Origin of the sequence: Acidovorax sp. JMULE5, assembly GCF_013376875.1 — a bacterium.
GTDB lineage: Bacteria > Pseudomonadota > Gammaproteobacteria > Burkholderiales > Burkholderiaceae_C > Acidovorax > Acidovorax facilis.
The window spans coordinates 3,855,550-3,869,473 of the sequence record NZ_CP035951.1 but is presented as its reverse complement, the minus strand read 5'-3'; the positions used below and the strand labels follow the sequence as shown (position 1 = coordinate 3,869,473).

Annotated in this window: 10 protein-coding genes and 1 pseudogene; 5 read left to right on the top strand and 6 right to left on the bottom strand. The window is 65.8% G+C overall.

Annotated elements, in window-relative coordinates; all coding sequences use genetic code 11:
* The first annotated feature begins 16 nt into the window (after nt 1-16).
* Complete coding sequence (locus tag EXV95_RS17570; RefSeq protein ID WP_176887860.1) at nt 17-736, top strand: TetR/AcrR family transcriptional regulator; 720 nt, start codon at nt 17-19, stop codon at nt 734-736.
* Between the two features lie 68 nt (nt 737-804).
* Entirely contained in the window at nt 805-1,992 is a 1,188-nt protein-coding gene (locus EXV95_RS17565; protein ID WP_176887859.1) for an amidohydrolase family protein, read from the top strand.
* A 66-nt stretch (nt 1,993-2,058) separates the two neighbouring features.
* Here EXV95_RS17565 and EXV95_RS17560 read toward each other — a convergent pair whose 3' ends face one another.
* Nucleotides 2,059-2,868, bottom strand: a complete 810-nt coding sequence (locus EXV95_RS17560; protein ID WP_255484786.1) for a glycine zipper 2TM domain-containing protein — start codon at nt 2,866-2,868, stop codon at nt 2,059-2,061.
* A gap of 105 nt (nt 2,869-2,973) precedes the next feature.
* Nucleotides 2,974-3,912 carry a YihY/virulence factor BrkB family protein gene (locus tag EXV95_RS17555; RefSeq protein ID WP_176887858.1) on the bottom strand — a complete coding sequence of 313 codons (939 nt, stop codon included), beginning with the start codon at nt 3,910-3,912 and terminating at the stop codon, nt 2,974-2,976.
* A 194-nt stretch (nt 3,913-4,106) separates the two neighbouring features.
* Between EXV95_RS17555 and EXV95_RS17550 the strand changes: the two genes are divergently transcribed.
* Both EXV95_RS17550 and EXV95_RS17545 read left to right on the top strand, forming a co-directional pair.
* A complete protein-coding gene (locus tag EXV95_RS17550; RefSeq protein WP_176887857.1) occupies nt 4,107-5,252 on the top strand; it encodes a serine hydrolase in 1,146 nt (381 codons plus the stop codon).
* Between the two features lie 268 nt (nt 5,253-5,520).
* Complete coding sequence (locus EXV95_RS17545) at nt 5,521-6,117, top strand: shikimate kinase (protein ID WP_176887856.1); 597 nt, start codon at nt 5,521-5,523, stop codon at nt 6,115-6,117.
* Nucleotides 6,118-6,207: 90 nt separating this feature from the next.
* On the opposite strand, the gene EXV95_RS17540 is transcribed toward EXV95_RS17545, so the two are convergent.
* The 3 genes and pseudogenes from EXV95_RS17540 to tnpA all read right to left on the bottom strand — a co-directional run bounded on the left by EXV95_RS17540 (nt 6,208) and on the right by tnpA (nt 8,694).
* Nucleotides 6,208-6,696 (bottom strand): hypothetical protein, encoded by a 489-nt coding sequence (locus EXV95_RS17540; RefSeq protein ID WP_176887855.1) that lies wholly within the window; start codon nt 6,694-6,696, stop codon nt 6,208-6,210.
* A 29-nt stretch (nt 6,697-6,725) separates the two neighbouring features.
* Nucleotides 6,726-7,793, bottom strand: a complete 1,068-nt coding sequence (locus EXV95_RS17535) for a hypothetical protein (protein WP_176887854.1) — start codon at nt 7,791-7,793, stop codon at nt 6,726-6,728.
* 452 nt (nt 7,794-8,245) lie between these two features.
* Nucleotides 8,246-8,694 (bottom strand): annotated as a pseudogene (tnpA, locus tag EXV95_RS17530) (IS200/IS605 family transposase).
* Between the two features lie 184 nt (nt 8,695-8,878).
* Here tnpA and EXV95_RS17525 point away from each other — a divergent pair.
* Nucleotides 8,879-9,847 carry an IS1595 family transposase gene (locus EXV95_RS17525; protein ID WP_176887853.1) on the top strand — a complete coding sequence of 323 codons (969 nt, stop codon included), beginning with the start codon at nt 8,879-8,881 and terminating at the stop codon, nt 9,845-9,847.
* 72 nt (nt 9,848-9,919) lie between these two features.
* On the opposite strand, the gene EXV95_RS17520 is transcribed toward EXV95_RS17525, so the two are convergent.
* Entirely contained in the window at nt 9,920-13,417 is a 3,498-nt protein-coding gene (locus EXV95_RS17520; RefSeq protein WP_176887852.1) for a putative Ig domain-containing protein, read from the bottom strand.
* Nucleotides 13,418-13,924: the final 507 nt, after the last annotated feature.

Genomic DNA, 13,924 nt, shown 5'->3' with positions numbered 1-13,924 from the left:
TCCACCTGGACCCGCCATGTCTGCCACTCCCACCAAGACCCGGACCGCGTCCCCCCGCGCCGCATCCGCCCGCAAGACGGGCGTGCGCGAACAGGCCGCACAGACCACGCGCGACAACATCCTGAAGGCGGCGACCAAGGTGTTCGCCCGCTACGGCTACGAAGGCGGCAGCGTGGAGAAGATCTCCAAGGCGGCCAAGTCCTTCGACCGGATGATTTACTACTACTTCGGCAGCAAAGAAGGCCTGTTCATTGAGGTGCTGGAGGAAACCTACCGGCGCATGAACGATGCGGAATCCAAACTGGACCTGGACACCGCCAAGCCGGTGGAGGCCCTGCAGGCCGTGATCCGCTTTGTGGTGGGCTACTACCGCAAGAACCCCGAGTTCATCACGCTGCTCAACACCGAGAACCTGCACAAGGGCAAGCACATCTCCAAGTCGATGCGCGCCCGCGAATACTCGTCACCCGCCATCGAGGTGATCCGCCGCGTGCTCGAAAGCGGCCAGGCGCAGGGGCTGTTTCGCAAGGACGTGTCGGCGCGCGATGTGTACCTGCTGATCGCCGCCACGGGCTACTTCTACATGTCCAACCGGCACACGCTGTCGGCCTTTCTGGGCGAAGACCTTGAGACGGCCGAGGCGCTGGCGCACTGGGAATCGTTTGTCATCGACAGCGTGCTGCGCACCGTGGCGCCCGGCCCCAGCCTGCCCAAGGGCAGGGTCGCAGCGGCCTGAATCAACTAGAGATTTTTCCCTGCGGGGTGCCGCGTGGTGCCCCGCCCACCACCCCACGAGGAGAATCCATGGCAGAAGCAGCAGCAGGCGGCAAATCGGGCAAGGTCGTCATCCAGAACATCGGTCTTTTGTTGTCGGGCGACCTGGACCGCCCCATCCTCGACGCCGACACCATCGTGGTGAATGACGGCCTCATTGTGGCCGTGGGCCGCTACAAGGACTGCGACACCGACCACGCCAACACCGTGATCGACGCACGCCAGACCTGCGTGGCGCCGGGCCTGATCGACAGCCATGTACACCCTGTGTTCGGAGACTGGACGCCGCGCCAGAACCAGATCGGCTGGATCGACTCCACCATGAACGGCGGCGTGACCACCATGGTCTCGGCCGGTGAGGTGCACCTGCCCGGCCGGCCCAAGGACATCGTGGGACTCAAGGCCCTGGCCATCACCGCGCAGCGCTCGTTCGACAACTTCCGCCCCGGTGGCGTGAAGGTGATTGCAGGTGCTCCAGTCATCGAGAAAGGCATGACCGAGCAGGACTTCAAGGACCTGGCCGATGCGGGCGTAACGCTGCTGGGCGAGGTGGGCCTGGGCTCCGTCAAGGCGGGCTACGAGGCCAAGCAGATGGTGGCCTGGGCGCGCAAGCACGGCATCCAGAGCACCATCCACACGGGCGGGCCGTCCATCCCAGGCTCGGGCCTGATCGACAAGGACGTGGTGCTGGAGGCCGATGCCGACGTGATCGGCCACATCAACGGCGGCCACACCGCGCTGCCCTGGAAGCATGTGTGCGAGCTGTGCGAGAAGTCGTCCCGCGCCATCGAGCTGGTGCACAACGGCAACGAGAAGATCGCCATCCAGGCGGCACGCGCGGCCATCGAACTCAAGTGCCCGCACCGCGTGATTTTGGGCACCGACGGCCCGGCCGGATCGGGCGTGCAGCCCCTGGGCATGCTGCGCATGATTGCGCTGATATCGAGCTTTGCCGACATCCCTGCCGAGCTGGTTTTCTGCTTTGCCACGGGCAACACGGCGCGCATCCGCAACTTGAACTGCGGCCTGATCGAGGTAGGCCGCGCGGCGGACTTTGTGTTCATGGACCGCGCCCAGCACACGGCTGGCGCCACGCTGCTGGAGAGCGTGCAGCTGGGCGACATCCCGGGCATTGGCATGGTGATGATCGACGGCCTGGTGCGCTGCGGCCGCAGCCGCAACACACCACCCGCGACCGAGATCCCCGTAGTGCTGTAGCCCACGCTCAGCCCACAAAAAAGCCCGCAATCAGCGGGCTTTCTGTTGGGGGGAGGTGCGGTCGAATCAATACGTGTCCGCCACACGCACCGCGCCGGGCTGTGCACGCGGGTAAGGTTCTTCAGCGCGCATGGCGGCGCCATCGTCCACGCGGAAGCCCTTGCCCTGCAGCACGACGGGCGTGCCCACGGCGGTGGGGTGTGCACGCGTGAAGCGGCGCACTGAGCCGTCTTCCATGCGCACCGCGATCTGATAGACCGTCTGCGTGCGCGTGCGCTCTTCCACCTTGTGGCCCACGTAGCCGCCGCCCACGGCGCCCAGCACAGTGGCGGCCGTGCGGCCCGAGCCCTTGCCCACCTGGTTGCCCACCACAGCCCCCAGCACACCGCCCGCCACCGCCCCCACGCCCGTGGCCGGGGCCGCCTGCTGCACGGCTTGCACCGACTCGACGCGGCCACAGCTGGCACACAGCGGGGCCTGCGCGGCAGTGCGCAGCGGTGGCTGCTGCTGTGGCTGGTATTGCTGCGGGGGTTGCCCGGCATAACCTTGCGAAGCTGCGGGCGGTTGATTTGCTACACTATTAGTAGCATTATTTCTATTATCAACAAGCGCTGGCGCCGGTTTTTGTTGCAAATTCTCAGCTCTTGGCGCTCCTGACGCAGGCTGCGCCGTCATGGCCAATGGTTGCGCGTCGGCGGCGGACTTGCCCGCGTTCTGCACCACCAGGGTCGTGCCCAGCGCCACCACACTCACGCCCAGCACGCCGATAGCGACCCACAGCCACTTGAGGGAAGGGCTGGCCGCGCCGCCAAGGGCGCCAGCCTGTGCCACAGGAACGGCGGAAGTGTGGGTGGAAGGCGAAACGATAAGACTCATGATTTTTCTCCGGAAGATCCAGAAAGCTCTGGATGAATGGCCGCCAGCGTAACCAGCCAGCCCGGAAATCCGGGCGTAGCGTCTGTAAAGGACGTAAGAACCTGTTTAAGAATCAACCTGTTGCGGCACATGCAGACGCCCCCGCGCTGCAGGCAGCGCACCCAGCTCCTGAAAAGCCCGGGCGCAGCTGGCTGAAAACAACAGCACCGCCGACGAGAAATAGATCCACATCAGCAGCACCACCAGCGACCCCGCTGCGCCATAGGCCGACACCACTGCCGCCGTGGCCAGGTACCAGGCCAGCAGCTGCTTGCCCACCGTGAACAGCGTGGCGCCCACCACGGCCCCGGCCATGATGCAGCGCGGCGGCGGCTTGGCCCCGGCGCCAATGCGCATCAGGCCCACAAACAGTGCCACGGCAAATCCAAAGGCCACCACTTCATTAACCAGCTGCATGGCCGGTGCCAGCGGCGCCAGCGCCAGGCGCGAGCCCGCCCAGCCCGCCAGCAGGTGGATCAGCGTGGACAGCGCCAGCGACACCAGCAGCAAAAAACCCAGCGCCAGCACATAGGCCAGCCCCCGCAGGCGCAGCGACGCCATGCGCCACCAGGCGGCCCGCTGCGGCAGGGGGCCTTCGCCGCGCCACAGGTGCTCCAGTGCCGACTGCAACTCGACAAACACCCCGGTGGCGCCTGAGACCAGCACCACAAACCCCACCAGCGATGCCAGCCGCCCCTCGGCCGGCGCCTGTGCACTGGCCATCGCTTGCCGCACCACGTCGGCCACCTGCTGCCCAATCACAGCCTGCACCTGCGCGATGAGATTGCTTTCCAGATAGCTGCGGTCCATCCACCAGCCCAGCACCCCCACCAGCAACAGCAACAGGGGCGCCAGGCTGAGCATGCCGTAGAACGACATGGCGGCGCTCATGCGCAGCCCGTCGGCGTCCAGCCAGAGCGTGGTGGCGCGCCAGAAAGGCTGGAGCAGGGTCCACACGGGTTTGACAAGGCGCAGTGCGCGGCGCTTCAGGGAGGGTGCTGCCATATGCGGCTAGCCTACGGCGGCAGCCACCGCGCGTCCACCCGCGTTTCGCTGCAACTGCGGTAGGCCCGATCCCACATCGATCCCATAGCCCCTTGCAACAGTGGCCCTGCCTGTTGCCCAGGTGACCCGCCAACCCCCACGCGCGCGGATATTATTCTCAGGGCCGACACCCATCCACCCGGAGACACCGCCCCATGCACCCCCACGCCTTTGCCCACCTGCGCGCCGCACTCCAGACCCACGTCGACCAGGGTCTGCTGCCCGGCGCAGTGGCCCTGGTGCACCACCAAGGGCGCACGGTGCTGCACGCAGCCGTAGGCGCCCAGCGGCCCGGGGCAGGCGCGCCCGCCATGGCGCCCGACACCGTGTTCCGCATCTACTCCATGACCAAACCCATCGCCTCGCTGGCAGCGCTGATGCTCATGGAAGAAGGCCGCCTGCTGCTGTCGCACCCCGTCTCGCACTACCTGCCTGCGTTTGCGGGCCAGCGGGTGTACGACGAAGCCACCGGCACCACCAGCCCCGCAGCGCGCGAGGCCACGGTGCACGACCTGCTGCGCCACACCGCAGGGCTGAGCTATGCGTGGGAGGCCGGCACGGTGCCCGACCAATACCGGGCGGCCCGCGTCGGCTCGCGGCGCCACAGCAATGCCGAGCTGGTGGCCGCGCTCGGCCCGCTGCCGCTGGTGCACCAGCCTGGCAGCCGCTGGGAATACAGCCGCGCCACCGATGTGCTGGGTGCGGTACTGGAGGTGGTCGAAGGCGAGAGCCTTGGCACCCTCCTGAAACGCCGTATTCTGGAACCCCTGGGCATGCACGACACCGGGTTTTCGGTACTGCCCCACCGCTTGGCCGACCTGGCCGAGCCGTTCGCGCGCGACCCGCAGACCGGGGCCGAGGTGGCGTTGATCGATGTCTCGGCCCCGCCCGCGTTTGAATCCGCTGGCGGCGGGCTGGTGTCCACCGCCAGCGACTACGCACGCTTTTTGCAGCTGATGCTGGGCCAGGGCACCGTACAAGGCCCGGACGGCCACGCCATTCGCCTGGCCAGCCGCGCCACCGTCGGTTTCATGACCGCCGACCACCTGGGCAACATCCCCCCGGTGGGCGACATCCTGCCCGCAGGCTACGGCTTTGGCCTGGGCGTGGCCGTGCGCAAGGCCACCGGCCTGGCATCCAGCCCCGGTTCGGCAGGCACCTACAGCTGGAGCGGACTGGGCGGCACCTTCTTTTTGGTAGACCCCGCCGAAGACCTGTTCGCCATCCTGCTCACCCAGGCGCCGGGCCAACTGCGCACCCTGTGCGAGCTGTATCCGGCGCTGGTGTACGCTGCACTGTGAGAGAGAGGCCTCCCTGAGCGGCTTCGCCGCTTCCCACTGCTCTCGCCCTGCGCGCGGGCGGGCGGGGGGACGATGCCCTCGCAGCAGGGCGGCCCTTGCTCGGCATCCACTGGCTTGGGCCGCGCCAGTCGCAACGGCTGCTGGTGGCGCCCTGCGCCGAAGGCCCGCGGGCGCCCGCGCGCTTACACTCGGCGTCCAGTCTCGGGAAACATGCAGCAGGCCCAGCGCCCCACTCGCAGGCCCGTCAACCAGATCCTTTTTCCTATCTATGCAGATCCGCTGCGCACTGGTCGGCATGCCCGGCTCCGGCAAATCCACCATCGGCCGCCAGCTGGCCCACCGGGCGGGGGTGCCCTTCATCGACCTGGACCACCGGCTGGAACAGACCATCGGCACCACCATCCGCAGCTTCTTTGAGGCCGAGGGCGAAGCCCGCTTTCGCGACCTGGAGTCGCAGGCCCTGGCCGACGTGGCCGGGCAAGCTGGTGGCATGGTCCTGTCCACCGGCGGCGGCGCCGTGCTGCGCCCCGAAAACCGCGAAACCCTGCGTCAGTTTGGCAACGTGCTGTACCTGCGCGCCTCGCCCGAAGAAATCTACCGGCGCGTCAAACACGACCGGACCCGCCCCCTGCTGCAAGGCGGCAACCCCATGGACAAGCTGCGCGACCTGTATGTCCAGCGCGACGCCCTGTATCGCGAAACCGCCCACTACGTCATCGAAACCGGCCGCCCCACGGTGCACACGCTGGTCAACATGATCATGATGCAGCTGGAGATGGCGGCGGGGGCACAGGGGGCGCAAGTGCCGCACGGCGCGTCCGATGCCCCAACCTCTGCGGGCACGCCGCACGCCGACCGCCCTTGAATCATTTGCTATTGAATCGATAGCTTCTTGCGCTTTACTGGCAAGCGCTAGCCGTCATTTTCATGACCCCTGCAGCAGCAAGCAGCCCCCCTACCGCGCCTGCAACTGCCCCTCAAACACACAGGCAGCGCCCCGATAGGCACCGCAACCCGTCTCGGACACCCAGGCCCGGCGCCCGTCGGCATCCACCCGCACCTGGACCTCGCAAGCGGCAGCGTCGGGTTCGGGCCGGTAGGGCTTGAGCACCAGGGTGCCTCGTTGCCACTGCCCCAGGCTGTCCAGACCGCCGCTGCACTGCGACGACCCGACCGTGAGCGCTGCCGCCACCGCGCCGCGTTCAGCATCCAACACGATGAGTCGTAACTGCAACTGCCCCACCAAGGCCGGGCCTTCCCACCGCGCCGCCAGGCGGCTGGCTGGCAAGGTCGAACTGGCGGCAAGAGCAGGCGCCTGGGCCTGGGCCCAGCAGACGGGCTGGGCCAGTGCCAGCGCGGCCCACAGCGCTTTTCGTGCTCCAGCACACGCCACGCTGCGCGCCACGGCACCACAACGTACAAGGGAGCGAAGTCGGGCAGACACGGTACAAGTCATGGCAGGGGTCTGGCGTTTCAACGGAAGTTGGCGGGCACTATGCGCAGCTCAATGTACTGCCACAGGTACGCCGTGTAAGCCTTGGCTGCGCTGCCTTCGTGGGCGTTGATCATCGCCTGGCGCTTGTCGGCATCAGCCACGTGGTTTTTCAGCAGGCCTTCAGCGCGCGCATCGGTCAGCGTGCCTTTGAGGATTTGCGCGGCACCATTCGCCCCCTCGTGGTGGACCAGATAGATGTACTGCGCTTTCTTGTCTGCGGGCAGATCGGCAGGCACCAGGGGGGTGCCGTCGTCGTTGGTGCGGGCGCTCAGTTGGGTGAAGTAACCCTTGTCCAGCTCAGCCGCAGCCACGATGGAGGTGGTGGCGTCAAAGCGCAAGTCCAGCAGCGCAGCCCGGTCCACCACCTGGTTGGCATCGTTCACCTGCCCCAGGGACTTGGCCTGTTCATTGACGTAGCTGCCCGGCTTGGTGGCCGATTCGATCCAGGTGCTTTCCAGAAATTGCGTCAAGCCCCCAGCCTTGCTGGTGGTGTTGTAGCTCTGCGGGTCCCAGGTGGCCGAGAGTTCACGGCGCAGGGCCTTCCACTCGGCGGCCCCCGCCTTGTCCAGCTTGGCTTTGGGGTCCAGTTGCGGATGCAACTCGCCAAAGAAGCGCTGGTTGGTGGCGTCGTCCAGGCGCTTGCCGCGCAGCGGGCCCGCTTCCGCAGATATCACGGCCGCAATCGTGGCGCGTGGGTAGCCCGTGCGATCCGCAGCCAGGGTAATGGCGTCGCGGTAAATCTCGTTCACGCCCAGGCGCAATGGATCGGTCCGGTCGCGCTCGGCATTCCGCAACGCGGTCAGGGCATTGGGCGCAGGCACGGTGCCAGCCCCCCAGAACGGCGAGGAGTTGGCGCTTTGCGCGGTGTTGCTGCTGGCGGTGGGGTTGAGGGTATCGGCCTGCGCCAGCATCAAGCCGGATTGCACCGCCGCCGAGGCATTTGCGTTGGCAAAGCCCGTCTCCTGAGACAAGCTGGAGTCCGTAGACGCTGCAGCCGCGCCACTGCCGGAAAGTGCCCAAGTACTGGTGTTCGTAGTGATTTGCATGGTGAAGAGCTGTCGGTATTGATCCATCCCTGGGCACGATGGGCACTGGGCCTCGGGCCATCCCTTGGGGCATCTGCCACTGGATGCAGCCATGAGGGATGAACGTGATTGAACCGGTTTTACCTTCGTATAGCTATACAGGCGATTCCTAGCTAGGAATCTCCCTAGCTGGGAAGAACACCTACCCACAGAGAGAAGAACCGCCCGGCCACACCAAGGGCTCAGGGCAGAGCCTGCGTTCGATCTAGCGGAAAGTCTGGCCAGGAGCCTTGATCGGGCAGCCCGAGCTTTCGCCCTGCGTGTCGAGGGGCTGTTCAGCGGAAGCGCCCTGGCTTGGACAGGTCCAGCCCGAACGGGTGGGGGGAAACGGGCGGGACAAAGGACGAGGACAACGGGTGCGACACGTGGTCACGAGGTCCTCAAACTCAATAACCACCGCCCACGCGTCGGCTTCACAACGCGTTATGCCCAGGCGACTCTGCCCTGAAGTTGTCGTTCGGGTTCCGCTCAAAGTGATGCTCCAAGTACCGCTTGATCATCTCTTCCGTCATCTGACCCAAAGTCGCGCAGAAATACCCGCATGCCCACAGATGACGCCCCCAGGACCTCCTCTTCTTCAAGTGCGGGTACTCCTCGAACAATTTGCTCGCCGAACATCCCTTCAGCCGCCCCATGATCTCGCTGGGCGCCAGCTCCGGCGGCGCACTCACCAGCATGTGGATGTGATCCCCACTCACTGCACTTTGGGTATCCTGATCTCAAACGCTTCGCACGTCTGCCAAACCAACTCTCTCACTCTCAGCGCTACCTCTCCCGTCAGCACCTTCTATCGGTACTTCGTCGCCCATACAAAGTGATACTCGATCTGGTACACCGTGTGGCTTCCGTATTTGGAGTCCATGCTTGCGCTCCAGCTGTCCACATCTTGCAGCTAAAGCTCACCGGCTCAAAGCCGGTGGTTTGAACCTTGTAACGGAAAATCAAATCAGGCTCTTCTAGCGAATGCTAGTGACGACCCTTTAATCGCGCCCCATGGCCCTCATGTTTAAGGTACGACGCCCTTGCGTCTGCCTCAGGAGAAGGCCATGCGACAGCAACAGATGACGCGCTTGATCCACAGCTTGCCCCAGCTGACGCACCACCAGCACCAGCAACTGGCAAGCTCCCTGCAGGCGCTGCTCGATCACAGCCAAGCCATCGCCGTTGTAGAAGCGCACAGCGGCGGTTCCCGGGCTTGCCCGCATTGCAACAGCTCCCTGCTCGTCAAGAACGGCTCGGCCAATGGGCTTCAACGTTTCAAGTGCCGCCATTGCGCGCGCACCTTCAACGCCTTGACTGGCACACCGCTGGCGCGTTTGCATCTGCGGGACAAGTGGATGGGCCAGGCACAAGCTCTGGGCGAAGGCCTCTCGCTCAATCAGGTGGCCCAGCGCCTTGGCGTGGCGCAAAGCACCGCCTTTCGCTGGCGCCACCGCTTCCTGGCCTGCCCAAGCAACCAGCAGGCTCGCCAGCTTGTGGGCATTGCCGAAGCCGATGAGTCCTACTTCCTGGTCTCCTGCAAAGGCCAAAGAGGGTTGCTGCGCAAGGCCCGTCGCCGGGGAGGTAAAGCGCTGGCTGGCTGCAAGGGTTCGGAGTACACACCCGTACTGATGGCGCGAGACCGTGCGGGAGCAACGGTCAACCTCGTCCTGGAGACGAACAAGGCCGTCAGTGTGCAAGCCGCACTCAAGCCCTTGTTGCCACTGGACACCATCCTGTGCACCGATGGCAGCGTCACTCTGGCCAGTGCAGCGCGGCTCTTGGGTGTGCAGCACCAGGCAGTGAACATGAGCCGGGGCCAGCGGGTGAGCGGCCCCTGGCATGTGCAGAACGTCAATGCTTATGTCAGCAGGCTGCGCGGCTGGATGCAGCACTTCAAGGGCGTTGCAACGAAATACCTTGATTCGTACCTGGGGTGGTTCAGGTTGTTGGACCGATCAGGCCCCACGGGGCTGCGGCCCGCCCTGGTGCTGGGTGCGGCCATGGGGAATCAAGACGTCACTAGCATTCGCTAGAAGAGCCTCAAATCAAGCCCCAGCGCTTGTCCAACAAGCGCTGGTAGCTATGATTTTTATATCAACCGCAGATCACGCTGCACCACGGCGGCGTTGCCATGCGGCCACGGCCAGCATGCCCAGGGCCAGCCACCAGAGCAGCCCATCGCCCACAGGCACCGCCGTCGCCTGGCCGAATCCGGGGCCGCCTGCATCCACGACGGCGCCGTTGGCGGTCAGGTCATCGTCCCCCAGCGCGCCGTCGGTGATGGAGAAGGTCACGACCGTGCCCGCCACCGCAGCAGGCAGGGTGTACCAGCGTGGCGAGGGGCCGGGCTGGCTGGCTGGCGTGGGGCCGTACTTCCAGTACTGGGCGCCGTTCGGCAGCGCACCGGGATAGGTGATGGTGAACTGCAGCGTGCTGCCCGGTGTGCAGCCGGTGGTGGCAAAGTCAAACAGGCCATGGGGGAACTGCACGCCCGGTGGCGCGCTGTTGGCCGGTGGGCTGGCGGCATCACCCGTCAGCGGGATGAACCGCGCGCTGGCAAACACGCAGGTGGCACCACCGCCGCTGAAGGTGGCGGTGATGGTGCCCGAGCCTGTGGGCGAGGGACCGCTGTACGTTTGCGCCATCACCACCTGCAGCGTGTAAGCCTGGTTGCCGGTGTAGGCAGCTCCGCTGGCGTCGGTGGCCGTGACGGTGAAGTTGTACGTGCCAGGCGCACCTGCGGTGCCAGAGAGCACGCCGGCCGTGCTCAGCGTCAGGCCCGGAGGCAAGGAGCCTGCAGTGACGGCGTACGTGTGCGGGGTCAGCCCACCGGCTGCTGTGATGCTCTGGTTGTAGGCGCTATAGGCACTGGCATCGGGCAGCGAGGTGGGCGCGAGGGTAACGGTGGGCGCACCCACCGTGAGCGACACGGTCTGCGTGCCGTTGAAGGGGCCGGTGCCCGTGCTGCTATCGGTCGCTGTCAGGTTCAGGCTGGCCGTACCGGCCACCGTGGGCGTGCCCGACACCGTGACGGTGGTGGACGTGGTGGCCGTGACCGACAGGCCCGCAGGCAGGTTCTGCACCTGCAGGCTGGTGTAGGGCGCAGTGCCGCCGCTCCAGGTGAACGTGCGGCTGTAGGCAGTGCCCACCGTGGCAGTCTGCGCAGTGCTGGGGCTGACCACGAGGGTGGGCGGGCTCACGGTCAACGTGACGGTGGCGGGTGACGATGTGCCAGAGGGGTTGGTGGCGGTGTAGGCAAAACTGTCGCCGCCCGCATAGCCCGCCGTGGGCGTGTACTGGATAGTGGTGCCGCTCACCACCGCCGTGCCGTGCGCTGCGGGCGTGGTGATGGCCAGGGATGCAACCGGGCCGCCAGAGAGGCTGAGCGGCACGGTGTTGTTGGCCGAGCCATAGGCCACGGTATGCACCGAGTTGCTGGCCACGGGCGCCGCGTCGGCTACCACCATCGTGTAGTTGCGTGTGACGGAGTACGGGCCAGTCCCGGTACTGCTGTCGGTGGCGGTCACGCTGAAATTGAAGGTCCCCGTGGCTGTGGGCGTACCCGACAGCACGCCGCCTGTGGTGAGCGTCAGCCCGCCCGGCAGCGCACCGGCCGTGACCGCGTAGCTGTACGGAGCCGTACCGCCCGATGCCGTGAGCACATCGCTGTAGGCCACGGTGCGCGTGCCGTCAGGCAGCGTACTGGGGGCCAGCACGAGCGTGGGGCTGGCAATCACCAGGGTATAGCTTTGCGAGCCAGCATAGGGCCCTGGCGAGGCACTGCTGTCGGTCGCCGTGATCGTAAAGTTGAACGAGCCGCCCCCCGTAGGCGTGCCACTGAGCACCCCGCCCGCAGACAGCAGCATGTTGACAGGCAGCGTGCCCGCCGTGACCGCAAAGGTGTAAGGGCCTGTGCCGCCGCTGCCCGTGAAGGTCTGGCTGTAGGCTGCAGCCACCGTGCCGCCCGTCAGGCTGCCGCTGGGGGGGCTGACCGACACCGGTACATCATCGTTGGTGATGGTGCCCTGGCCCTGGTTGTCGGAAATGGTGGCATTGGTGGCGCCGCTGAGGTTGACGAAGAAGGTTTCATTCGCCTCGGGCACGGTCTCGCCAATCACCGGGACAGTGATGGTGCGGGTGGTCTGGCCTGGGGTGAAGGTCAGGGTGCCGCTGGTACTGGTGTAGTCGGCGGGCTGGGTGGCGGTGCCGTCGGCGGTGGCGTAGTTGACGCTGACGGTCTGGCCGCTCGCGGCGTTCAGGGTCACGGTGAACACAGCATTGACGGTGCCGGCATTGCCCTCCACCACGGACACGTCGTCAATCGACAGGCTGGGCAGCGGGTCGTCGTTCGTGATCGTGCCCACGCCCTGGCCATCCACCACGGTGGCGTTCACCACGTTGGTGACGTTGACGAAGAAGGTCTCGGTCGGCTCGTTGAGCAGATCGCCATTGCCCATCACGGTAAAGAAATATGTGCTGCTTCCCGCAGGGATCGTCTGGCTGGTAAAGCTGCTGGCAACGTAGTCGACGCCCGCCGTGGCCGTGCCGTTGGCCGTGGCGATGTCGAACGTGACGCCCCCCGGGCCCGCCGGTGCGCTGAGGCTGACGGTGAAGCTGAAATTGGTGATGCCCGCGTTGCCTTCGCTGAGCGTGACATCGTTGATGGTGAGATTGGGCAGTGCGCTGACGGTGAAGGTGAAGCTTTCGAGCTCGAAATGGCTGCCGACGCCGGTGCTGCTGTCAGTCACACGGATCGTGACCGGGTAGTTGCCCGGCGCGTCGGTCGTGGTACCGCTGATCACGCAACCGCTGGAGATGCTGATGCCGGCGGGAAAGCTGCCGGATTCCAGCAAACAGCTGTGCGGCGCAACACCGCCGGAGATGGTCAGCGTCTGAGAGAACGGGGCACTCTGGGCCGCGGTCGCGGAGGCTGGGGTGATCGACAGCGGCGCAGGGTCGACCGTGCCGCTATAACCCTTATCGGTGAACTGCGCGGTCGGCACGGTCGCGTCGGTCGAGCGGACGGTGAAGCCGTAGCCGCCGCGCTGGGTGGGGGTGCCGCTGATGACGCCGCCGCCGCTCAGGGTCAGGCCGATCGGCAAAGTACCGCTCTGCAGGGTGTAGGTGTAGGGCGCGAGACCTCCGGCCGAGGACAGGGTCTGCGAGAACGGCGTGCCGGCACTCATCGCCGACAGGCTGGCCGGATCCACCGCGATCGGCGAGGTCGGCGCCTGGATCGTGACGGTGACGGTAATGAAATCGCTGTTGTCGTCGAGCACCACGAAGGTATCGGTGCCGCCACCAGCGGGCGAGGACCCGTTGTGGTTGTAGTTGTAGGTGTCGATGGGCGCTGGGTCGCCCGGCGTCGCAGTGCCGTGGGTCGGCGCGGTGGAGACGACACCCAGACCGAAGAAATGGCAGGTCGTCAGATTGACGTTGACCGTGCCACCCCAGGCAACCGTCGCGGTGCGATTGGCGCAGCCGGGATAGGTTGAGGGCATACCGACTGCCGAGGCCAGCATGGGCATGAACATGCCGACTGCGAGCAAGAGAAACGCGAGCATGCCCACACGACGGCGGCCCGGACGATGATTCGAAGTCATGAGCATGAGGATGTTCCCCCTGAATGTGAATGCGGGCAACGTGCCCGGAGTCATCGTGATGGGCGAGGCCGACGGTTGATGTGGATAGTGAACTGGATGTTGCCGATGCCGCTCATGGCGCCGTCGCTGAACTCCAAGACATCGGTCCACCCATGCCAGTGGCACCGTTGTGTCTGTAGTCCAGGAAGCCTCCCCCGGTGACGGTTGCCGTCTGGGCCGGACACAACGTCGAGGTGTGCTGTGCAACGCCCTGCAGTGGCCAAAAACTCACCAAAGCCAGCACCAGACAGGCGCCCATGCGGGTGGCGAAATGGCGGAGACGATGCTCCGAGAGTCCCAGAAAATGCAGCATCGGTATTTGCCCCCATTTGTAACCATTTGCTCCCAGCGGCATTATGCAGAGGGATGCGGCACTCCTTACATGCTGGAATCCCCGTGATGCGAGGCCGCCACAGATCCCCCGATCCCTACGGAAGTGGGGTATCCATGGGCCGGGAAAGGCGCTAC

Bases quoted from the DNA above. Each gene is read 5' to 3' on its own strand.
- EXV95_RS17565 (WP_176887859.1), top strand. From the start codon at position 805: ATGGCAGAAGCAGCAGCAGGCGGCAAATCGGGCAAGGTCGTCATCCAG.
- EXV95_RS17555 (WP_176887858.1), bottom strand. From the start codon at position 3,912: ATGGCAGCACCCTCCCTGAAGCGCCGCGCACTGCGCCTTGTCAAACCC.
- EXV95_RS17535 (WP_176887854.1), bottom strand. From the start codon at position 7,793: ATGCAAATCACTACGAACACCAGTACTTGGGCACTTTCCGGCAGTGGC.
- EXV95_RS17550 (WP_176887857.1), top strand. From the start codon at position 4,107: ATGCACCCCCACGCCTTTGCCCACCTGCGCGCCGCACTCCAGACCCAC.
- EXV95_RS17520 (WP_176887852.1), bottom strand. From the start codon at position 13,417: ATGACTTCGAATCATCGTCCGGGCCGCCGTCGTGTGGGCATGCTCGCG.
- EXV95_RS17525 (WP_176887853.1), top strand. From the start codon at position 8,879: ATGCGACAGCAACAGATGACGCGCTTGATCCACAGCTTGCCCCAGCTG.
- EXV95_RS17560 (WP_255484786.1), bottom strand. From the start codon at position 2,868: ATGAGTCTTATCGTTTCGCCTTCCACCCACACTTCCGCCGTTCCTGTG.
- EXV95_RS17545 (WP_176887856.1), top strand. From the start codon at position 5,521: ATGCAGATCCGCTGCGCACTGGTCGGCATGCCCGGCTCCGGCAAATCC.
- EXV95_RS17570 (WP_176887860.1), top strand. From the start codon at position 17: ATGTCTGCCACTCCCACCAAGACCCGGACCGCGTCCCCCCGCGCCGCA.